The organism is Amycolatopsis sp. WAC 04169, assembly GCF_003947535.1.
In the GTDB taxonomy this organism is placed as follows: Bacteria; Actinomycetota; Actinomycetes; order Mycobacteriales; family Pseudonocardiaceae; genus Amycolatopsis; species Amycolatopsis keratiniphila.
In genome coordinates this window covers 321,698-342,843 of the sequence record NZ_QHJI01000011.1, presented here as the reverse complement: position 1 = coordinate 342,843, position 21,146 = coordinate 321,698, and the positions used below count along the sequence as shown (strand labels likewise).

General features: G+C 69.4%; 21 protein-coding genes. 12 read left to right on the top strand and 9 right to left on the bottom strand.

The window, feature by feature from the left end; all coding sequences use genetic code 11:
- Positions 1–51: 51 nt before the first annotated feature.
- Positions 52–1,290, top strand: a complete 1,239-nt coding sequence (gene mshC, locus DMC61_RS31155; RefSeq protein WP_125693636.1) for a cysteine--1-D-myo-inosityl 2-amino-2-deoxy-alpha-D-glucopyranoside ligase — start codon at positions 52–54, stop codon at positions 1,288–1,290.
- 72 nt (positions 1,291–1,362) lie between these two features.
- On the opposite strand, the gene DMC61_RS31150 is transcribed toward mshC, so the two are convergent.
- Positions 1,363–2,970, bottom strand: a complete 1,608-nt coding sequence (locus DMC61_RS31150) for an ABC-F family ATP-binding cassette domain-containing protein (protein ID WP_125693634.1) — start codon at positions 2,968–2,970, stop codon at positions 1,363–1,365.
- 149 nt (positions 2,971–3,119) lie between these two features.
- Complete coding sequence (locus DMC61_RS31145; RefSeq protein ID WP_125693632.1) at positions 3,120–3,590, bottom strand: MarR family winged helix-turn-helix transcriptional regulator; 471 nt, start codon at positions 3,588–3,590, stop codon at positions 3,120–3,122.
- 144 nt (positions 3,591–3,734) lie between these two features.
- On the opposite strand from DMC61_RS31145, the gene DMC61_RS31140 reads away from it, so the two are divergent.
- From DMC61_RS31140 to DMC61_RS31130, 3 genes are read left to right on the top strand one after another with little or no spacing between them, the layout of a single operon-like run.
- On the top strand, positions 3,735–4,313 hold the full coding sequence (locus DMC61_RS31140; protein ID WP_125693630.1) for a helix-turn-helix domain-containing protein: 579 nt from the start codon (positions 3,735–3,737) through the stop codon (positions 4,311–4,313).
- Positions 4,310–5,548: an MFS transporter gene (locus DMC61_RS31135; RefSeq protein ID WP_125693629.1), complete on the top strand. Its 1,239-nt coding sequence runs from the start codon at positions 4,310–4,312 to the stop codon at positions 5,546–5,548. The genes DMC61_RS31140 and DMC61_RS31135 overlap by 4 nt, the downstream gene beginning before the upstream one ends.
- A gap of 15 nt (positions 5,549–5,563) precedes the next feature.
- A complete protein-coding gene (locus tag DMC61_RS31130) occupies positions 5,564–6,388 on the top strand; it encodes a metallophosphoesterase (protein ID WP_125693627.1) in 825 nt (274 codons plus the stop codon).
- Positions 6,389–6,470: 82 nt separating this feature from the next.
- On the opposite strand, the gene DMC61_RS31125 is transcribed toward DMC61_RS31130, so the two are convergent.
- Positions 6,471–7,370, bottom strand: coding sequence for a PAC2 family protein (locus tag DMC61_RS31125; protein ID WP_063272104.1), 900 nt, complete (start codon positions 7,368–7,370; stop codon positions 6,471–6,473).
- A gap of 178 nt (positions 7,371–7,548) precedes the next feature.
- Here DMC61_RS31125 and DMC61_RS31120 point away from each other — a divergent pair, with 178 nt between their 5' ends.
- The 5 genes from DMC61_RS31120 to hisG all read left to right on the top strand — a co-directional run bounded on the left by DMC61_RS31120 (position 7,549) and on the right by hisG (position 11,469).
- On the top strand, positions 7,549–8,229 hold the full coding sequence (locus DMC61_RS31120; RefSeq protein WP_083715594.1) for an HAD family phosphatase: 681 nt from the start codon (positions 7,549–7,551) through the stop codon (positions 8,227–8,229).
- Positions 8,230–8,285: 56 nt separating this feature from the next.
- Complete coding sequence (locus tag DMC61_RS31115) at positions 8,286–9,749, top strand: DNA-3-methyladenine glycosylase 2 family protein (protein ID WP_125693625.1); 1,464 nt, start codon at positions 8,286–8,288, stop codon at positions 9,747–9,749.
- Between the two features lie 14 nt (positions 9,750–9,763).
- The gene (locus DMC61_RS31110; RefSeq protein WP_125693623.1) at positions 9,764–10,255 is read left to right on the top strand and encodes a methylated-DNA--[protein]-cysteine S-methyltransferase; all 492 of its coding nucleotides are present in this window, start codon (positions 9,764–9,766) and stop codon (positions 10,253–10,255) included.
- 72 nt (positions 10,256–10,327) lie between these two features.
- Complete coding sequence (locus DMC61_RS31105; protein ID WP_016334149.1) at positions 10,328–10,591, top strand: phosphoribosyl-ATP diphosphatase; 264 nt, start codon at positions 10,328–10,330, stop codon at positions 10,589–10,591.
- Positions 10,592–10,623: 32 nt separating this feature from the next.
- On the top strand, positions 10,624–11,469 hold the full coding sequence (gene hisG / locus DMC61_RS31100) for an ATP phosphoribosyltransferase (RefSeq protein WP_016334150.1): 846 nt from the start codon (positions 10,624–10,626) through the stop codon (positions 11,467–11,469).
- 71 nt (positions 11,470–11,540) lie between these two features.
- Here hisG and DMC61_RS31095 read toward each other — a convergent pair whose 3' ends face one another.
- From DMC61_RS31095 to DMC61_RS31085, 3 genes are all read right to left on the bottom strand, one after another.
- Entirely contained in the window at positions 11,541–12,476 is a 936-nt protein-coding gene (locus tag DMC61_RS31095; RefSeq protein WP_016334151.1) for a ParA family protein, read from the bottom strand.
- A gap of 67 nt (positions 12,477–12,543) precedes the next feature.
- On the bottom strand, positions 12,544–13,329 hold the full coding sequence (locus tag DMC61_RS31090; protein ID WP_125693621.1) for a thioesterase family protein: 786 nt from the start codon (positions 13,327–13,329) through the stop codon (positions 12,544–12,546).
- 172 nt (positions 13,330–13,501) lie between these two features.
- Positions 13,502–14,395 carry a RecB family exonuclease gene (locus DMC61_RS31085; protein ID WP_016334153.1) on the bottom strand — a complete coding sequence of 298 codons (894 nt, stop codon included), beginning with the start codon at positions 14,393–14,395 and terminating at the stop codon, positions 13,502–13,504.
- A 128-nt stretch (positions 14,396–14,523) separates the two neighbouring features.
- Here DMC61_RS31085 and DMC61_RS31080 point away from each other — a divergent pair, with 128 nt between their 5' ends.
- Entirely contained in the window at positions 14,524–15,675 is a 1,152-nt protein-coding gene (locus DMC61_RS31080) for a M50 family metallopeptidase (RefSeq protein ID WP_046199796.1), read from the top strand.
- A 57-nt stretch (positions 15,676–15,732) separates the two neighbouring features.
- Complete coding sequence (locus DMC61_RS31075; protein WP_007035384.1) at positions 15,733–16,557, top strand: tRNA (adenine-N1)-methyltransferase; 825 nt, start codon at positions 15,733–15,735, stop codon at positions 16,555–16,557.
- A gap of 101 nt (positions 16,558–16,658) precedes the next feature.
- Here the strand turns inward: DMC61_RS31075 and DMC61_RS31070 are convergent, their stop codons facing one another.
- Complete coding sequence (locus DMC61_RS31070; protein WP_125693619.1) at positions 16,659–17,114, bottom strand: hypothetical protein; 456 nt, start codon at positions 17,112–17,114, stop codon at positions 16,659–16,661.
- Between the two features lie 7 nt (positions 17,115–17,121).
- Positions 17,122–17,943, bottom strand: a complete 822-nt coding sequence (locus tag DMC61_RS31065) for a hypothetical protein (RefSeq protein WP_125693617.1) — start codon at positions 17,941–17,943, stop codon at positions 17,122–17,124.
- 362 nt (positions 17,944–18,305) lie between these two features.
- Here DMC61_RS31065 and arc point away from each other — a divergent pair, with 362 nt between their 5' ends.
- On the top strand, positions 18,306–20,108 hold the full coding sequence (gene arc, locus DMC61_RS31060) for a proteasome ATPase (protein ID WP_037337492.1): 1,803 nt from the start codon (positions 18,306–18,308) through the stop codon (positions 20,106–20,108).
- 54 nt (positions 20,109–20,162) lie between these two features.
- On the opposite strand, the gene DMC61_RS31055 is transcribed toward arc, so the two are convergent.
- Positions 20,163–21,074 carry a DMT family transporter gene (locus tag DMC61_RS31055; RefSeq protein WP_125693615.1) on the bottom strand — a complete coding sequence of 304 codons (912 nt, stop codon included), beginning with the start codon at positions 21,072–21,074 and terminating at the stop codon, positions 20,163–20,165.
- Between the last annotated feature and the right edge of the window lie 72 nt (positions 21,075–21,146).

Here is a 21,146-nt window from a genome sequence, read left to right as displayed (position 1 = left end):
TCGTCTCCCACCGGGCGGGAACGGCGCGGCGGCTCCGCTTACAGTCGGGGTATGCAGACTTGGTCATCGGTCGACGTGCCCCGTATCCCCGGCACCCCCCGTCCGCTGCGGCTCCACGACACGGCGACGGGGCAGATCCGCCCCACGGCGCCCGGGTCGACCGCCCGGATGTACGTCTGCGGCATCACGCCGTACGACGCCACCCATCTGGGGCACGCCGCGACGTACCTGACGTTCGACCTGGTGAACCGCCTGTGGCGGGACGCCGGGCACGAGGTCCACTACGTGCAGAACGTGACGGACATCGACGAGCCCCTGTTGGAGCGCGCCGAGCGGGACAAGGACGACTGGGTCGTCCTCGGCATGCGTGAGACGGCGCTGTTCCGCGAGGACATGACCGCGTTGCGGGTGCTGCCGCCGCGGCAGTTCGTGGGGGCCGTCGAGAGCATCCCGGAGATCGTCGAGGTCATCGCCAAACTGCTGGCCAACGGCAGCGCCTACCGCGCAGACGACACCGAGTACCCGGACATCTACTTCGACCACAACGCCACCGGGCACTTCGGTTCCGAGTCGAACTACGACGCCGAGACCATGGCGAAGTTCTTCGCCGAACGCGGCGGCGACCCGGACCGTCCTGGTAAGCAGCACCCGCTCGACGCGCTGCTGTGGCGCATGGCGCGTCCGGGCGAGCCGTCGTGGGAGTCCGAACTGGGCGCGGGCAGGCCGGGCTGGCACATCGAGTGCAGCGCGATCGCGGTCAACCGGCTCGGCCTCGGCTTCGACGTCCAGGGCGGTGGTTCGGACCTGATCTTCCCCCACCACGAGTACAGCGCCGCGCACGCGGAGGCCGTCGCGGGGGACAGGCCGTTCGCGCGGCATTACGTGCACGCCGGGATGATCGGCCTCGACGGCGAGAAGATGTCGAAGTCGCGGGGGAACCTCGTGTTCGTCTCGCGGCTGCGCGCCGACAAGGTCGACCCCGGCACGATCCGGCTCGCGCTGTTCGCCGGCCACTACCGCGAGGACCGGCCGTGGACCGCGCAGTTGCAGACGGACGCCGAAGCACGGCTGGCGCGCTGGCGCGAAGCGGTCTCGCTCGCCACGGGCCCGGCGGCGGAGGACACCGTCGCGCGGCTGCGTGACCACCTCACCGACGACCTCGACACGCCCAAGGCGCTCGCGGCCGTCGACGCGTGGGTGGAGCAGGCGCTGAACCGTTCCGGCACCGACCCGGCCGCGCCCGGGCTGATCCGGAACGCGGTCGACGCACTGCTCGGCATCGAGCTCTGAAGAACGTCAGGAAAGGGTCGTTCAGGACATCTTTCGTCCTGAACGACCCTTTCATGACATCCGTATAACGCCCTACACGGCCACGCGACCGGCTTCCAGTCGAAGGTGGTCACCCGCCCAATCCCGCCGCAGCCATCGATCATGAGACGCGATGACGACGGCACCCGGCGCGGAATCGAGCGCGGTGAACAGTTCCTCGGCCAAGGTGAGCGAGATGTGGTTCGTCGGCTCGTCCAGCAGGAGGACCTCCGGCGGGTCGGCGATCAGCAACGCCAGCGCGAGCCGCCGCCGCTGCCCGACCGACAACGCGCCGACGCGGGTCCCAAGATCACGCGGAGCCAGCAATCCCAGGCCACGCAACGGGGGAGCGTCCTCGCCGAGGGCCTCGGCGTAGGTCCGTTGCGCGGTCTTCTCCGGCTCGGCGAACACGACGTCCTGTGCCAGCAGGCCGATCCGCACCCCGCGTCCGGAAAGGACGGTGCCGGAGTCCGGGGTCAGCGAGCCGGCGAGGACGGACAGCAGCGTCGACTTCCCGGCGCCGTTGCCACCGGTGATCAGGAGCCTCGACGTGGTCGTGACATCCAAGGTCGCCAGCCGCAGCCGCCCCGCGATCTCGATGTCCCGTACCGAGATCGCCGTCTTCCCCTCGCCGGGCTCGCCGGTCAGATCGCCCTGGAACCGCAGCGGCGCGGGTGGTTTCCGCACCTGATCGCGTTCCAGTTCGTCCAAGCGCAGCTGGGCGTTGCGGACCCGGCGTGAGATCTGCTTCTGCACCCTCCCGGTCTTGAAGTCGTAAAGCATCTTGGCGTTGTCGCGCTGCGGCCGGTTGTGCGCGACGTTGCGCGCGGTGACGGCCACCGATTCGCGCAGTTCCTTGAGCTCGTCCTGTTCCTCGGCGTAGCGCTGTTCCCAGCGCGCCCGCTCGGCCCGTTTCTGGTCCAGGTAATCGGAATACGTGCCGCCGTACCGGGTCGGGCCGCCCAGCGCCGGGTCGAGGTCGACGATGTCGGTGCACACCGCGTCGAGGAACACGCGATCGTGCGACGACAGCACGAGGACGCCGGTCAGCGAAGCGAGATGCTGTTCGAGGAACTCCATCGCGGCGTCGTCGAGATGGTTCGTCGGCTCGTCCAGGACCAGGGTGCCCGGCCGCCGGATGAGCAACGCGGCGAGGCCGAGCCGCGAGCGCTGTCCGCCCGACAGTGTGCCCAGTTCGCGCGCCGGGTCGATCCCGGCCAGTCCGAGCCCCGCGCAAACGACCTCGGCACGCCGGTCGGCGTCCCACAGGTCGTGCGCCTGCGCCCACTCGAGCACCGTGCCGTACTCGTCGAGCACGGCGGCGTCGTCCGGATGCCGGGCGAGCGCCGCGGTCAGCTCGTCGAGTCTCGCCGACGCCTGCCGGATCTCGGCGAGGGCGTCGTCGATGACGTCGGAGAACCGCGCGGTGAGCGGGAAAGGCAACTCCTGCAAGAGGAAACCGAGGTCGTCGCCTCGAAGCACTTCACCGCCTTGCGGCTCCTCGACCCCGGCGAGCAAGCGCAGGAGCGTGGACTTGCCAACGCCGTTCTCGCCGACCAGTCCGAGCCGCTGCCCGGCCGAAGCCGTCAGGTTCACGCCGTCGAGGACGACGCGGGCACCGTAGGAGTGGACGAGGTCCTTGGCGATCAGGGAAAGAGACATACGACATCACCGTGCTTCTTCGGACATGGGGGACCCCGCCGGGCCTCGTGGCTTACGGGAGCCGTGCTCGACCGAAGCCGCCTCGGAGCGGGGAAAGGCGCGATGTCAGTTGTCCATGATACGAAGAGTCTAACGCAACACCTGTAGCGTTAGTCAACCCCTTTTTCGGAGCGCAGCCGAGCGGCCTCTCGTTCGGCGAACGCGCGCCCGTCGGTCAGGACGCCGAGCAGCGCGGTGAGCTGGCGCCGGTCCAGCTTGCCGAGGCGGTCGCCGAAGAACCGGGCCATGGGGGAGTAGAGGTCGGCGACGTCGTCGAGCCGGTCCGGAAGCGGGCGGAGCGTGAGACGGCGGCGGTCGGCCGGATCGGGGACGCGCTCGACCAGCCGCCGCGTCTCCATCCGGTCGAGCATCCGCGTCACCGCGCCGGTGGTCATGCCGAGTGCCCGTGCCAGCTCGGTCGGCGAGGTCGCGGCGCCGCTGATGACGAGCTGGAGCCCGTGCAGTTCGGTGGGGCTGATCCCGAGCCGTTCCGCCATGGCCGTCTGGAACAGGACGGTCGCGCTGACGAACCGGGGGATCTCCAAGGCCGCCGCGGTGGCGAGTTCTCGCTGGTCAGGCACGTGATTCCTTGTGCAGTAAGTGAACTGTGCAGTTGCTGCCTTGTGCAGCAACTTCTCCGGCAAGGGTATCTGCTTGACAGTGCCCAAGTCACCTGCAAATCTGAAAGAGAATTTTCGAAAGAAACCTTTCAGATTGGATCGGCGATGGCCGGGTTACCGCCGCGCAAGCGGGTCGAAGACGTCGAGCTGATGCGGGCGCTGGCGCATCCACTGCGTTCGGCGCTGGTGGACCACCTCATGGCCGTCGGCCCGCGCACCGCGAGCGAGTGCGCGGCGGCCGTCGGCTCGACCGCCTCGAACTGCAGCTGGCATCTGCGTCAGCTGGCGCGGCACGGCCTCGTGGAGCGGGTCGAAGGGGAGGACGGGCGGGAGCGGCCGTGGCGGGCGTGCCAGGTCGGTATCGAGTTCGGTGACGACCCGGAGCTGCACGGGGCGCAGCTGGCGGTCGTGGGGACCACTCTCGCGCGGGAAAAGGAGCTGACCGAGCGCTATCTCGACGCCGCCGACCGGCTCGGCGAGGAGTGGCGGGACGCGTCGGGGATCAGCAACTACTCGCTGCGGGTGACCGCCGGCGAGCTGGAGGAGCTGGTCCAGCGGATCGACGCGCTCGTGCGGCCCTACGTCGGCGCGATCCGTGAAGACGCTCCCGCCGGGGCGCTCCCGGTCCACTTGGGACTGCGGGCGTTCCTCCGCATCGACGCCGAGGGGAAGCCGAGCAGATGAAACCGTTGAGGGAACCCGCGTTCGCGCGGTTGTGGATCGCCGCGTTCTTCTCCGAGACCGCCGAGTGGATGCTGCAGATCGCGTTGCCGGTGTTCGTCTTCCAGGCCACCGGTTCGGCGGCCACCACGGCGTTGAGCATCGTCCTCGGCCTGGTGCCCGCGGTGCTGCTGAGCCCGGTCGCCGGCGTGGTCGCGGACCGCTGGAACCGGCGGCTGGTGCTGTGCGTGGTGTGCGCCGGACAGGCGTTCGTGGCCCTGCCACTGCTGTTCGTCGCGTCCGGCGGCCCGGTCCACGTGATCTACGCGGTGATGGCCGCGCAGGCGGGCCTCGCTTCGTTGTTCGAGCCCGCACGCAACGCGCTCGTGCCCGAACTGGTCCCTCCCGGCGAGCTGATCGGCGCCAACGGCTTGATGAGCATCAACGGCAGCGTCGCCCGGCTCGCCGGCGGCTGGGCGGGCGGTCTCCTGCTCGGGTTCGGCGGCCTGGGCTGGGTCGTGGTCGCCTATCTCGGCGTACTGGTGATCGGCTCTGCCCTGCTGGCGCGCCCGTTCCGGCGCGTCGCGGCACCGAAAGCGGCCGGACCACACGAACCGGTGGTGCGGGCGTGGCTCGACGGGCTTCGCGAGATCGGCCGCGAAGGACGCCTTCGCCTCGCCGGTGTCGTCGTGGTGCTGACGTCACTGGCGCAGGGGATGTTCCTGGTGCTCTTCGTGGTCTTCGTGCTCGACATCCTCGACGGCACCGAAGGCGACGTCGGTCTCCTGCGCGGCGTACAGGCACTCGGCGGGCTGGCCGCGGGATTCGCCGTCGCCACCGTCGCCCGCAAGGTGGCGCCCGCCGCGCTGCTCGGCTGGGGCGGGCTCGCGCTCGGCCTGCTGTCGGCGGTGATCTGGAACCTGCCCGCGCTGACCGCTTCGCTGGGCGTTTTCATCGGGCTCTTCGGCCTGGTCGGCGCGCCCGGGGTGCTCGCCGGATCGGGGCTGCTCTCGCTGGTCCAGACCGCCGCGTCCCCGGAACGCTCCGGCCGTGTGCTGAGCACCGTCTTCGCCGGGACCGCGGGGTTCACGGCGGTGGGCGCGCTGCTGACGGGCTGGCTGCTGAACGTGCTGGGCACAGGGGTCCTGCTGAACGTCCAAGCTGGTCTGCACACGGTCTCGGCGTTGATCGTGCTCGGTGTGTCGGCGTCGGGCAGGCTGCGCGGTGACGCTGTTCCGGCGATTCCCCGGACCGGGTGAAGCTACGGTGGTGGAGTGCCGCATCTCTTCGCCACCAGCGACCTCCACGTCACCCATGAGGGCAACGCCCCGCTCGTCGACGAGGTCGTCCCCCGTACCCCCGACGACTGGCTGCTCGTGGCCGGTGACGTCGCCGAACGCGCCGAATCCGTGATCGGGGTGCTCAAGACCTTGCGTGAACGCTTCGCGAAGGTCGTCTGGGTACCCGGCAACCACGAGCTGTGGACCACCCAGAAGGACGAATGCCAGCTACGCGGGCAGGCACGCTACGAGCATCTGGTCGAACGGTGCCGCGAGATCGACGTCCTCACCCCGGAGGACCCGTACCCCGTGTGGGAGCACCAGGAGAAGCCGCTGACGATCGCGCCGCTGTTCGTCCTGTACGACTACAGCTGGCGGACCCCCGCGGCCGAAGGCCTGCCGATGCTGACGGCCATCGAGCAGGCGCGCGAGGCGGGCGTGCTGTGCACGGACGAGTTCTTCCTGCACCCTGATCCGTATCCCAGCAGGCAGGCGTGGTGCGCCGACCGGGTGAAGATCAGCACGGAGCGGCTGGAGGCGATCCCCGAGGACCACGGGACGATCCTCATGTCGCACTGGCCGCTGCACCGCCACCCGACCGAACCGCTGTACTTCCCGGAGTTCGCGCTGTGGTGCGGGACGACCGAGACCGAGGACTGGCACCGGCGATTCCGTGCCGAGGTGTCCGTCTACGGGCATCTGCACATCCCGCGCTCCACGGAGGCGGACGGTGTGCGGTTCGAGGAGGTGTCGCTCGGTTATCCGCGTGAGTGGCGGAAGCGGGCGCGGGGGCCGATCCCGCTGCGGCGCATCTTCTGACCCCCTGCCGAATGCTATGAACGGTCCGTTCCTTGCAAAATTTGCAAGGAACGGACCGTTCATAGCGCTTGAAGGGACGCGATCAGACCCGTCCGGGGCCGTCCTGGCCGGGACGGCGACGCCGCAGGTACCGCTCGAACTCCGCCGCGATCTTGTCTCCGCTGACGTCGTCCAGCGTGAACTCGGTCTCCGCGTCGCCGCGCTCTTCGAGCCCCCGGACGTACTCGCTGATCTCCTCGTCCTCCTCGGCCATCTCGGTGACCGTCCGCTGCCACTCCTCGGCCTGCTCGGGAAGAGCGCCGAGCGGGATCTCGACGTCGAGGACGTCCTCGAGTTTGTGCAGCAGCGCCAGCGTGGCCTTGGGTGACGGCGGATGCGAGACGTAGTGCGGCACGGCCGCCCAGATCGAGACCGCCGGGACACCCGCCTGCACGCAGTAGTCCTGCAGGACCCCGACGATGCCGGTCGGCCCCTGGTAGTTGTTCAGCTCCAGCCCGAACTGCGAAGCGGTGTCCTTGTCATACGCCGTCCCGGTGACCGGGACAGGTCGCGTGTGCGCGGTGTCGGCCAGGAGCGCGCCGAGGGTGACGACGGTGGAGACCTCCAGTTGCTGGATGTGCTCCAGCAGTTCGGCGCAGAAGGCGCGCCAGCGCATGTTCGGTTCCGGCCCCTGCACCAGCACGATGTCCCGGCTGAAGCCCTCCGGACGGCACACCGAGAGCCGCGTGGTCGGCCAGTCGACCCGCCGGGTGACGCCGTCCACCATGCGCACGGTCGGTCTGCTGACCTGGAAGTCGTAGTACTCGTCAGGACTCAGCTCGCTCAGTGGGGTCGCATCCCAGTTGAGCTGGAGATGCTCGACCGCCCGGCTGGCCGCGTCACCTGCGTCGTTCCATCCTTCGAAGGCGACGATCATGATCGGCTTGGTGTCATCCGGGTGGTCGCGGCCGGGCCGCTGGGTCTCGTCGACGGGCTCACTCACCGGACCAGCCTACGACCAGGCGGCCGTGCGCCGTTGGGCATGTCCGGTGGCGTTTCGCGGGCGCGAACCGCGCGGAGCCGACGCAATGCGACATTTCGGGCATGCACCTGGCCGCCGACGTGAATCCGTCTCGGCTACCGTGGGCTTCGGAAGGCCTGACCGAACGTGAGGGGGAGCCGTGACCGAACCGTCCACACCGGACGGACTCGCCGCCGTGCTGTGGGACATGGACGGCACGCTGGTCGACTCGGAGAAGCTGTGGGACGTCGCGCTCTACGAGGCCGTCGAGAGCCTCGGCGGCAGCCTGACCGAGGAGCAGCGCCTGAGTCTCGTCGGGTCCAATATGGACGACACGGCCGCGTTCCTGCTCGAAGTGTGCGCCAGGCCCGTGACGCCCGAGTCGATCGCGGAGATGGGGGAGTGGATCCGCCGCCGCACGGCCAACCTCTTCGACGGTCCGCTCCCGTGGCGTCCCGGCGCGCAGGAGCTGCTCGAACTGTTGCGCGCCAACGGGGTCCCGATGGCGCTGGTCACCTCCACCGAACGGTCGCTGACCGAACTCGCGCTCAACACCATCGGCCGCGAGTACTTCGCCGCCACGGTCTGCGGTGACGAGGTCGATGGTCTGAACAAGCCGCACGCGAGGCCGTATCAGCTGGCCACGGAGTTGCTGGGAGTCCCGGCTTCCCGGTGCGTGGCGATCGAGGATTCACCGCCCGGCGCGGCTTCCGCGGCCGCCGCGGGCTGCACGGTGGTGGTGATCCCGAACGACGTCGACGTCGAACCGGGAGAGCGGCGGGTGTTCCGTTCGACGCTGGTCGGGCTCGACGTGCCGGCGCTGACCGCGCTCCTGCCCTGACCGCCATGTCGCATTTCCGCTAGACCCCGCCCCGTCCGGTCGGTGATGCTTGCCCGGTGCATGAGGATTTCGAACGCTGCGTCCGGGCGGTCCAGGCGAAGGACGCCCGGTTCGACGGCTGGTTCTTCACCGCCGTCCTGACGACGCGGATCTACTGCCGGGCGAGCTGCCCGGTCGTCCCGCCCAAGCCGGAGAACATGACGTTCTACCCGAGCGCGGCGGCCGCGCAGGAGGCCGGGTTCCGTGCCTGCAAACGGTGCCGTCCGGACGCCAGTCCCGGGTCACCGCAGTGGAACGAGCGCGCGGATCTGGTGGCCAGGGCGATGCGGCTGATCGCCGACGGCGTCGTCGACACCGACGGCGTGAGCGGGCTGGCCGCCCGGCTCGGCTACAGCGTCCGGCAGGTGGAGCGGCACGTGCGCGCCGAACTCGGCGCCGGCCCGCTCAGCCTCGCCCGTGCGCAACGGGCGCAGACGGCACGGCTGCTGATCGAGACGACCGGCCTGTCGATGATCGACGTCGCCCTCGCCGCGGGGTTCGGCAGCGTCCGGACCTTCAACGACACCGTCCGCGAGGTCTTCGCCCTGTCCCCAACGGAACTGCGGGCCCGCGTCCGCACCGCGCCGGCAGCCGCGCCCGGGACGCTGAACCTGCGCCTGCCGTACCGGAAGCCGCTGTTCCCGGACAACCTCTTCGGGCATCTCGTCGCGACCGGAGTCCCCGGCGTCGAGGAATGGCGTGACGGCGCGTACCGCCGCACGCTGCGGCTCCCGCACGGCGCCGCCGTCGTCGCGCTCAAGCCGGAAGACGGCTACATCGGCTGCCGGCTCACCCTGTCGGACCTGCGGGATCTCTCGACCGCGATCAGCCGCTGCCGCCGTCTGCTGGACCTCGACGCCGACCCGGCCGCGGTCGACGAAGCGCTGGCCGCGGACCCGCTGCTCGGCCCACTCGTGGCCGCCGCGCCCGGCAGGCGGGTGCCGAGGACGGTCGACGGTGACGAGTTCGCCGTCCGCGCGGTCCTCGGCCAGCAGGTGTCCACCGCGGCGGCCCGCACTCACGCCGCCAGGCTGGTCCTCGCGCACGGTGACCCCGTCGACGATCCGGACGGTGGCCTCACCCACGTCTTCCCGGACGCCGCCGCGCTCGCGGAAATCGACCCGGAAAGCCTCGCGATGCCGCAGAGCCGCAAGCGGACCCTGCTCGGCCTCGTCGCGGAACTGAACGGCGGGGAACTCGATCTCGGCGCGGGAAGCGACTGGCAGCGCGCCCGCGAACGGCTGCACGCGTTGCCCGGCTTCGGCCCGTGGACCGTCGAGAGCATCGCGATGCGCTCGCTCGGCGACCCCGACGCCTTCCTGCCGACCGACCTCGGCGTCAAAGTCGCCGCCAAGGGGTTCGGGCTCGGCCCGGCGGCGTTCGCCGCGCACGCCGAACGCTGGCGCCCGTGGCGCGCCTACGCCGTCCAGCACCTCTGGGCGACCGGGGATCACCCGATCAACCGGCTGCCCGCCGCCTGAGTTCGAGGAGCGCCATGCGCACGCATACCGTCATCGACAGCCCGTACGACAAGCTGACCCTGGTCGCGGACGGCGAGAGGCTCTGCGGGGTCTACATGGTCCAGCAGCGGCACCGTCCGGCCCAGGAGAGCTTCGGCCATCCGGACCCGGGCGCGCCGGTCTTCGTCGACACCGAGAAGCAGTTGAAGGAGTACTTCGCCGGACAGCGGAAGGAATTCGATCTCCCGCTGAGCTTCGGCGGCACCGAATTCCAGCGGATGGTCTGGGAAGGCCTGCTCGGCATCCCATATGGCGAGACGGTTTCCTACGGTCAGCTCGCCGACCGTCTCGGCAGGCCCACCGCGTCGCGCGCGGTCGGGCTCGCGAACGGGAAGAACCCGATCAGCATCATCGTGCCGTGCCACCGCGTGATCGGTTCCAACGGCGATCTCACCGGTTACGGCGGTGGTGTCGAACGGAAACGGCACCTGCTCGACTTCGAACGGGGCGGCGCCGCGCTGTTCTGAAGTGTGACGCGAGCGGCAACACACCGGCCCGGGGCAGCGCGACGCGGGCGCGGATGGAAGGATCTCCAGACCGTGAAGACCTTCGATGAGCTGTTCGCCGAGCTTGCCGAGCGCGCCCGTACGCGCCCTGACGGTTCCGGCACCGTCGCCGCGCTGGACGCGGGAGTGCACGCGCAGGGCAAGAAGGTGCTCGAAGAGGCGGGCGAGGTGTGGATCGCCGCCGAGCACGAATCCGACGACAGGCTCTCCGAGGAGATTTCACAGCTACTGTACCGCGTGCAGGTGCTCATGCTCGGCCGAGGACTGTCGACAGAGGACGTGTACCGGTACCTGTGACGCGGTCGCGTCCGGAGAACCAAGGAGAAGCAATGCTGCGTGTCGCCGTGCCGAACAAGGGAGCCCTCGCCGCCGCCGCGACGGAGATGCTCGGAGAGGCCGGCTACCGCAAGCGACATGAGGCCCGCGACCTGACCGTGCTCGACACGGTCAACGAGGTCGAGTTCTTCTTCTTGCGTCCCAAGGACATCGCGATCTACGTCGGATCCGGCGAGCTGGATCTCGGCATCACCGGCCGCGACCTCGCGCTCGACTCCGGTGCCCCGGTCGAGGAGATCCTCGGCCTCGGCTTCGGCGGTTCCACCTTCCGGTACGCCGCGCCGGCGGGCCGCGAGTGGCGGGCCGAAGACCTGCAGGGCAAGCGGCTCGCGACGTCGTACCCGCGGCTCGTGCGGGAGAACCTGAAGCAGCACGGGGTGGAGGCGGAGGTCATCCGCCTCGACGGCGCCGTCGAGATCTCGATCCAGCTCGGCGTGGCCGACGCCATCGCGGACGTCGTCGAGTCGGGGCGGTCGTTGCGCCAGCACAACCTCGTGGCCTTCGGGGACCCGATCTGCGTGTCGGAGGCGGTGCTGCTGCAGCGGGCGGGTACCGAGCACACCCGGCCCAAGGACCAGCTGAAGGCGCGGCTGCAGGGTGTCGTCTTCGCCCAGCACTACATGATGCTGGACTACGACTGCCCGCGGTCGCTGCTCGACGCGGCCATCGCGATCACGCCGGGTCTCGAGTCGCCGACCGTCGCGCCGCTGGCCGACGCGGACTGGGTGGCCGTGCGGGCGATGGTGCCGCGCAAGGAGGTCAACCGGATCATGGACGAGCTCGCCGAGACCGGCGCCAAGGCCGTCCTGGCTTCGGACATCCGGGCCTGCCGCCTTTGACCCCGCTTCAGACGCTATGAACGGTCCGTTCCTTGCAAAATTTGCAAGGAACGGACCGTTCATGGCATTGGCTAGCGGGGACGGTTAGGCTTCTTGGGCATCAGGTCGTAGAGCTTCTTGCGCGCTCCGTTGTCCTTGGCGCTCCGAGTCACCGAGACCTCGGTGATGAAGTCCTCGAAGACGAACTCCTCGTCCGCGGGCACGATCGCCGAGGCCGGATGGTTCTGCAGATAGCCGTCCAGCGTCTCCGCGATCTCCCGGAACGACAGTGCCTGCAGCGTTTCCGGCGCGTACGTCGTCACCGGCACGCCGTGCGCGGCGGCTTCGTTCATCACGACACCGAGCGGGACGTGCGACAGCATCGGGATCCCGAACGCGTACAGCTCCTGCAACGCCGCCGCCGCGTAGTGCGAGATCGGGCGGCGGTACAGCCCTGGAACGAGGCCGTAGTAGGCGATCGGCGGACGGCCGACGGTCTGTTCGACGTAACGCACCTGGTCCGAAAGCAGGCGCAGCGCGCGGATGCTCGTCCGGTCCGGCTGCACCGGCACGAGGATCCCGTGCGAGGCGGCGAGCGCGTTGTTGGTCAGCACGTCGAGCGCGGGCGGGCAGTCGATGACGATGTGGTCGTAGTTGGCGAACTGGATGACCCTGGCCAGCTGCCACCCGGGCACCCGGAACTGGTCCAGCCGCCGGATCAGGTCGAACATCCCCGGCGAGGTCGGGATGACGTCGAACGCGCCGCCCCGCCCGAGGTTGCTGCGCGGATGCCGGACGACGAGTTCCTCGATCGGGCCCTTCCACACCTTGGTCAGGGCTTTCGCGAGGCTGGGCATATCCGGCGCCACCTCGTCCAGGCCGAGGAGTTCGGTGGTCGCGTGGCCCTGTGGGTCGAGGTCGATCAGCAGCACCCGGCGGCCGCGTTCGGCCAAAGCGGCCGCCGCGCCCACGCTGAGTGAGGTCTTGCCGACCCCGCCTTTCTGGTTGACCACCGAGGTGATCTGCATGCCGAAGCGCTCCCTGTGTCTGTTGTTCCGGGAAGGCTATTGGAAACACGCCGAGAAAGCGCGTCTATCAGCCCGCCTGTCGCGGTCGCACCAGCAAGGCCTGCGCCCCGGAGGCGATCGGCCCCGACGCGTCGTGCAGCGTCGTGGTCGCCGTGCCGATCCCGTTCGGGCCGACCAGGGTGGCCGCGTCGACGCCGATCCAGTCGCCGAGCGGCGGGCGGCGGAGGTGCACCGTCAGCTCGGAGTTGATGAACCACCACTCGCGCGGGTCCAGGAAGTTCGAGATCCCGTTGCCGGAATCCGCCAGCACGAACAGCCGCTGCAGCGGGCTCGGCTTCTCCCCGTCGACGAGCGCGACGCGCTGCCTGCCCCAGACGGTCGCGGGACCGGGTTCGTCCAGCGCGCCCTTGACGCGGCGCCACTCGACGGCGTCGAGATACCCACCGTGCCAGCTCTCCGGCCAAGAGGACGTCGGCAGCCCCTCCGGCGAAGGCAGCGCCGGACCTTCCGCGGTGGCGACCGCCGTGGTGTCCGACGTCGCGATGCGCCACGCCGAGGCATGGGCGACGACCCGCTCACCGTGGGAGAGCTCGGCCGTCAGCAACTCGACCGACCGGCCCGGCCGCTCCACCCGGGCCCGTACCGACAGCTCCTTCAGCGGCGCGGGCCCGAGGATCTCGACCGTCACCCGTGCCAGCTGGCTCGCGTGCGGCGCCTCGACCTCTTCGAGCGCGCGGACCAGCAACGCCGAGGGCGGCCCGAAGTGCTGCGCGTCCGGGGTCCACGGGCCGGCGGTGTGCGGGGTCGGGAGGAAGACGCCGTCACCCGACGGCACATAGAAGGCTTCTGTCACATAAGCACCCTAGGCCGTGTCCGATGAGGCCGTTCGCGGTCTCCGCGCCCAGGCGCTCCCTGACGGCACGGGCGGATACGGCCGAGTACGACCCGGTACGAGGCCGATCCGCCCGCATCGCCAGGAACCACCTGGATCACGAAGCCCATCGAAGGGACTCACCGGACACGGCCTAGTCCGCACGGTCCAATACGGACTCCTCGCCGGGATCCGGCTCCGGCCAGCCGGGATACGGCGGGGGAGTGCCGCCGTACTGCGGGCAGAGCGCCTGGTGATCGCACCACGCGCAGAGTTTGCTCGGATTCGGCCGGAAATCGCCGGTCTTGCCCGCTTTGAGGATCGCCTGCCAGATCGCCTCCAGCGTGCGCTCGAAGCGGATCAGCTCGCCCTCGTCGGGCGTGTAGGCCAGAGATTGCCCGTCGGTGAGGTACATCAGTTTCAGCTGACGCGGCACGACCCCGCGGAGCCGCCAGAGGACCACGGCGTAGAACTTCATCTGGAACATCGCCTTGGCCTCGCCGATCTCGCGGGGCGCGGCACCGGTCTTGTAGTCGACGACGCGGATCTCGCCGGTCGGCGCCACGTCCAGCCGGTCGACGTAGCCCCGGAGCAGCACTCCGGAGCCCAGCTCGATCTCGACGTGCAGCTCACACGCTTCCGGCTCCAGACGGCGCGGATCCTCCAGGCCGAAGTAGGTGTCGACGAGCTGCTCGGCCGACGCGAGCCACGACGTGACGGCCTCCGGATCCTCCTGGTCGAACAGCTCGATCCACTCCGGACGTTCCGAGGACAGCTCCTCCCACGCCGGCGCGAGCAGCTCCTTGGCCTGCGGAGGGGTGCGATCGGCCTGCGGAAGGGAGAACAGGCGCTCCAGTACGGAATGCACCAGCGTGCCGCGCAGCTGGGCCTTCGTCGGGATCTCGGGCAGTCTGTCGACCGCTCGGAAGCGGTAGAGCAGCGGACACTGCTTGAAGTCGCTGGCACGCGACGGGGACAGGGCCGGCCGACGGCGCGGGATTTCGGCGCCGGGCGGCGGATCGGCGGTGACCGTGTCGGTGTCGGGCATGGGAGGAGCGTATCGCCGGGCACCGACAGTTTCGGGACCGCAACGCACCGGAGCGACATGACCGACACCACCCGGACGGGAAGGGCGGGTTACCGGCACCCCACAACCGGGCATCTACGCTTCGACACATGGCGGTGACGGGTGAGCAGGGCCCGCCTCGACGAGGCGTGGCACCAGAGGGTGGGCTCCTGCTGTTCCGGGTTTCCGGGATCCCCGTGCTGCTGGCCCCTTCGTGGTGGATCGGCTCCCTGATCATCGTGGTGCTCTACACCCCGCTGGTCGGCCGGATCCTGCCCGGCGCCACCACGCTGACCTCCTGGCTGCTGGCTGCCGCGTTCGCGGTCCTTCTCGGCCTTTCGGTGCTCGCCCACGAACTCGGGCACTGCCTGGTCGCGCTGCGCCTCGGGATCCCGGTCCGGCGCCTGCGGTTGTTCCTGCTCGGCGGCCTGTCCGAGGTCGCCAGGACTCCCCGCCAGCCTCGGCAGGAAGGGCTCGTCGCCGCCGCGGGACCGGTGGTTTCGTTGCTGCTCGGCGGATTCTGCGGGCTGCTGATGTTCGCGGTCCCGCCGGAAAGCGCCGCATGGCTGCTCATCGCCGAATGCGCCGTCGCGAACTTCGCCGTCGGGATCTTCAACCTCCTTCCCGGACTCCCGCTCGACGGCGGACGGCTGGTCCGCGCCGGCGTCTGGGCGGCCACGGGGCGCAGGGAGAAGGGCACGCGGGCGGCGGTCGTCGGCGGCGGTGTGGTCGCTGCGGGACTGGTCGTCTGGGCGCTGTGGGGTTTGGCGGCCGGCAGCGAGGATCGTTGGCTCCGCCTCGGTGTCTGCGTCGTGACGGCGTGGTTCGTGGTCCTCGGCGCGCGAAGCGAACTCGCCGCCGAAACACGCCGGGGGTGGCCGGAAGGCGTACGGCTCAGCGAACTCGTCCGGCCCGTTCTCCAGCTTCCCGCGGAAAGCCCCGTTTCGGACGCGCTGGCCGCCTCGGCAGGCCGTGGAGTCGTCCTGGTGCGCGCCGACGGCGTCGCGGCCGGGCTGCTCGACGAGACGGCCGCCGCGCAGCTGGCCGGGACGTCGCCGCACGCGCCCGCGGAGATGGCCGCGGAACCGATCCGCGCCGACACCGTGCTGCTCTCCTCGGAGTCGGGGGAGGAGATCGCCGAGCGGGTCAGGGAAACCGCCGCGTGGCAGTTCCTCGTGGTGGACGACGAAGGCCGGCCAGCAGGGGTGCTCCGGCGGGAAGACCTGCGCGCCGCGATGACCCGGAGCCGACCCCCGGCGTAACGCGGTACGGCCACCTGCGAGGATCGGTCATCGATCATTCGCGGGTATGGAGGTTCAGTGTCGGTCCGAGGGCCGTTTCGTGTTGGTGACCGGGTTCAGCTGACCGACTCCAAGGGGCGGCACTACACCATGGTGCTGGCCGAGGGACAGCAGTATCACACCCACCGCGGTGCGCTGGCGCACGACGACGTGATCGGTGCGCAGGAGGGTTCGGTCGTCACTTCGGCGGGCGGCAGCCACTATCTGGCGCTGCGCCCGCTGCTGCCGGACTACGTGTTGTCGATGCCGCGTGGCGCGCAGGTGATCTACCCGAAGGACGCCGCGCAGATCGTGATGTGGGGCGACATCTTCCCGGGGGCGCGGGTGCTCGAGGCGGGCGCCGGCTCCGGCGCGCTGACCTGCTCGCTGCTGCGTGCGGTCGGCTCGGAAGGCACGGTGCAGTCCTATGAGATCCGGGACGACCACGCCGAACACGCCGAGCGGAACGTGGAGAAGTTCTTCGGCCACAAGCCGGACAACTGGTCGCTGACGGTCGCGGACCTGTCGACGCACACCGGCGAGGTCGACCGCGTCGTCCTCGACATGCTGGCGCCCTGGGACCAGCTGGAGACGGTCGCCGCGCATCTGGTGCCGGGCGGCGTGCTCACGGTCTATGTGGCGACGGTCACACAGCTTTCGCGGATCACGGAAGCTTTGCGGGATCAGCAGTGCTGGACCGAGCCGGAATCGTGGGAGACCCTCATGCGGCCGTGGCACGTCGTGAGTCTCGCGGTGCGGCCGGACCATCGGATGGTCGCGCACACCGCGTTCCTGCTGACGGCGCGCCGTCTGGCGGACGGGACCGTGTCGCCTCGGGTGCACCGGCGCTCCGGCAAGGGCTAGCGGGGGATCAGCGGAACAGGTACCGAGGTGCCGGTACCGAATGGTCTCCCCAAGGGCGCCCCGCGCCCCTTGGGCGAGTTTTCGTCAGCGGTCGACAAGAATCACGGCACGCACCATTTGCCGTCGCGTTTCTTCAGCGGGAACGGCGTGTCCTTCTGGCCACCCGCGCCTTCGACGTGAACGGTCACGGAGGCGGAGTCGCCGCTGACCGACGGCGGATCGGGGATGGTCGCGGTGACCTTCCCCGCCGCCGCCCACTTCCGGCCGAGTTCGGCCAGATCGGCCGAGGACTGCTGGACGCAGGTGAGCTTCCCGAACGCCGTCGCGTCGTGATTGACGATGGCCGCGGCGATCGCCTTGCCGACGACCTCGACCGCGGCCACGTCCGGATCCACCGGCACCGGACGGGACGAACCCGGCCCCGGCGAGGGCGTGAAACTGCTCGACGCGGCCGGGTCGGAGCCGGACGGGGCCACCAGGAGCAGCCCCACCACGACCCCGGCCACGACCGCGCCGCAAACCACCGCGACGGCGGTCAGCTTGTGGCTCACCGTCACGGGTGGGTCACTTCTTGTCGGCCTTGATGTCCTTGAGACACCACAGTTCCGATTCCTTGGCCGCGGTGATGGTGCCTTCCGCCGTCTTGGTGCCCTGGGTCGCGCGGTAGCGTCCGGTCGCCCGGTCACCGCTTTCCTTGGCGGGCTCGATGATCTCGAGCTTGATGGGGTCGAGCGGCTTGCCCTCGTCCTTGGTGTTCTCGCTACGGCAGATCAGGTTGAGGAACGTCTGCTTGTCACCCGCGCTGTAGGAGGTCGCGGCGCTTTCGAAGACCTCTTGCGGCGTGGCCTTGCCGCCCGGCGCCGGACCGGAGCTCTTGGTCGACGACGTGCTCGGCGAGCTCGACCTGGTGCGCGTCGAGCTCGGCTTCTGCGACGAGGACGGGGCGTCCGACGGGGCGGCGCTGCTGGAGGGCGGCGCGGCGACCGGCTTGTCGTCGCCGGAGTTCAGCGCGATGACCAGGGCGGTGACACCGCCACCGACCAGCACGACCGCGCCGATCGCGATGCCGACGATCAGGCCGGTCTTCTTTTTCTTGGGTGGCTCTCCGCCGCCGTAACCGCCTTCCTGCGGGTACGCGTTGAAGCCGCCCTGCTGCCCGTACGGATCCGGCTGGCCGAACTGCTGCGTGCCACCGGGGTATCCCTGCTGGGGCTGAGGACCGCTCTGCGGGTAACCACCCTGTTGCTGGCCGTACGGGTCCTGTTGACCGTACTGGCCGGCGCCGGGGTATCCCTGTTGCGGCTGGGGGCCGCTCTGCGGGTACCCGCCCTGCTGGCCGTACGGATCCTGTCCGTAGCCGCCGGGCTGCTGCGGCGGGTATGTCATGGCTGGTGCCCCCTAGCTGTTCTGCGAAAATGCTCAACATGACCTGCGGGTCCGCCTCCCCGGCGAACGTCGCCCGATGCTAGCCATCGGGCCGGATCGCCGCTCGATTAGGGCCGAACTGAGACCGGAAACCCGTTTGCACCCGGACGGAGCCGGGTATTCCGTCGCAGGTCAGGCCAGGTGGACGGATTGTGACCATGAGTGTGCCGGACCCGGCACCGGGATGGCCCCTTGCGCGTCGCGAAGGTACGTGCTGGTGGGTCGTCCGGAACGCGACGCGCCGATCTTGTGATGCGGAAAGGCCTTTTATTGTCGGTGATCGCCGGTACCGTGGAATGAAAAGCACTCCGAGGAGGTGCCCGATGCATCATGACCTTCCCGGAGGTCGGCGCGAGGAGGCCGACCCTTCAGAAACGACCGGAGCTGGAACCACGTCCGACGAGCAGGCACGTCAAATCCGCTTCCTCGAGGAGGAAGTCGCCCTGCTGCGCCGGAAGCTCACCGATTCCCCACGTCAGAACCGAGTGCTGGAGCAGCGACTCGCCGAGGCGTCGGAACGCGTGAGCCAACTCACTGAACGCAACACGAAACTGGTCGAGACGCTCCGCGAGGCGCGTGGCCAGTTGCTCGCGTTGCGGGAGGAGGTCGACAGGCTGGCCCAGCCTCCGAGCGGTTACGGCGTGTTCGTCACCGCGTACGAGGACAACACGGTGGACGTGTTCACCGCGGGCCGCAAGATGCGGGTTTCGGTCTCACCCGCGGTCGAGGTCTCGTCGCTGCAGCGCGGACAGGCGTTGCGGCTCAACGAGGCGCTCACCGTCGTCGAAGGCGGTGACTTCGAGCGGATCGGCGAGGTCTGCGCGCTGCGCGAGGTGCTGGCCCCGGACGTCGAGGGCGGCAGCCCTCGTGCGCTGGTGGTCGGGCACGCGGACGAGGAGCGGGTCGTCCTGCTCTCCGATCCGCTGGCCGAACAGCCCCTCAAGCCGGGCGATTCCCTGCTGGTGGACTCGAAGGCCGGTTACGCCTACGAGCGCGTGCCGAAGGCGGAGGTCGAGGATCTCGTGCTGGAGGAGGTGCCCGACGTCCGCTACGAGGACATCGGTGGCCTCACCCGGCAGATCGAGCAGATCCGCGACGCCGTCGAGCTTCCGTTCCTGCACGCGGATCTGTACCAGGAGTACCAGTTGCGCCCGCCGAAGGGCGTGCTGCTCTACGGGCCTCCTGGCTGCGGTAAGACCCTCATCGCCAAGGCGGTGGCCAACTCGCTCGCCAAGAAGGTCGCGGAAGCCCGCGGCGACTCGGCGGACGGGAAGTCCTACTTCCTGAACATCAAGGGTCCGGAACTGCTGAACAAGTTCGTCGGGGAGACCGAGCGGCATATCCGCCTGATCTTCCAGCGGGCTCGGGAAAAGGCCTCCGAAGGCACCCCGGTGATCGTGTTCTTCGACGAGATGGACTCGATCTTCCGCACCCGCGGTTCGGGCGTGTCCTCCGACGTGGAGACCACGATCGTCCCGCAGCTGCTTTCGGAGATCGACGGTGTCGAGGGCCTGGAGAACGTCATCGTCATCGGCGCCTCCAACCGCGAGGACATGATCGACCCGGCGATCCTGCGGCCGGGCCGGCTCGACGTCAAGATCAAGATCGAGCGTCCGGACGCCGAAGGCGCGAAGGACATCTTCTCCAAGTACCTTTCCGACGGTCTCCCGATCCACGCGGACGACCTCGCCGAGTTCGGCGGGGACGTGAAGGCGACCTTCGACGCGATGATCCAGCACACCGTCGAGCGGATGTACGAGGAGACGGACGAGAACAGGTTCCTCGAGGTCACCTACGCCAACGGTGACAAGGAAGTCCTGTACTTCCGCGACTTCAACTCGGGCGCGATGATCCAGAACATCGTGGACCGGGCGAAGAAGTCGGCGATCAAGTCGGTGCTGGAGACCAAGCAGCCCGGCTTGCGTGTGCAGCATCTGCTGGACGCGATCGTCGACGAGTTCGCGGAGAACGAGGACCTGCCCAACACCACCAACCCGGACGACTGGGCCCGGATCTCCGGCAAGAAGGGCGAGCGGATCGTCTACATCCGCACGCTCGTCACCGGCAAGAACCAGGATTCGGGGCGGGCGATAGACACCGCCACGAACACCGGTCAGTACCTGTAGCACGAGCCGAAGGGGTCCTTCACCGCATGCGTTGCGGTGAAGGGCCCCTTCGCGTCACACGGCTACGGCTTCTTCGGCTTTCTTGCGCGGGCTCAGCCGCCCGTGTGCGGCCAGGATTCCCAGAACGACGAGCAGTGCGCCGACGGGCTGGTTCCACGCCAGGGGTTCGTCGAGCACGAGGACGCCGAGCAGCACACCCACTACGGGTGTGAGGTAGGTCACTGCCGAGGCGTTCGACGCGCCCCATGCCGCGATGATCGACGCGTTCCAGGCGTAGGCCAGCCCGGTGCCGAGCGCGCCGAGCGCGATCATGCTGAGCACGATCGGCGTGTCGAGGCGCACGGGCGTCGTCGCGATGAACGGCGCCAGCACCAGCATCACGACGGCGCCGCAGCTGACCTGCCCGAGCGCAATGGTCGGCGCGTCGAGGTTCCGCCAGGAGATGAACCGTCGCACGTAGACGAACGAGATCCCGTAGCAGGTCGTCGCGCCGAGGCAGGCCAGCTGCGCGGTCAGCTCGTGGGAGACGTCGATCCCTTGCCAGACCCCGACGATGGTGAGCACTCCCAGGAAGCCGAGGATCAGCCCGGTCGTGCGGGCCTTCGTGAACCGTTCCGACGGCAGGGCCGCGGCGGCGATGAGCATGGTGATCAGCGGTGTCGTCGCGTTGAAGATGCTGGCGAGCCCGGAGGAGATGTACTGCTCGGCCCAGGAGAACAACAGGAACGGGATGACGCACAGCAGCACGGAGACGACCGCGAGGTGGCCCCAGAGCGCCGGATCGCGGGGGAGTGGCTTACGACGCCACGCGGCGATGGCTATCAGCGCCACCGCGCCGAGGCAGACGCGGGAGAGCGCCACCTGAGCGGGCGACAGGCCGGTGAGGCCGACCTTGATGAACAGAAAACTCGCACCCCACACGATCGCGAGCGCCGCGAACCGGATCGCGATACTGAAACGTCCCAATTGTCCTTCTCCTGATTCCACAAGTCCGCGCTCAGTGAATCCCGGCATCCCTCTTGCGCTCCAGCGGTTTTC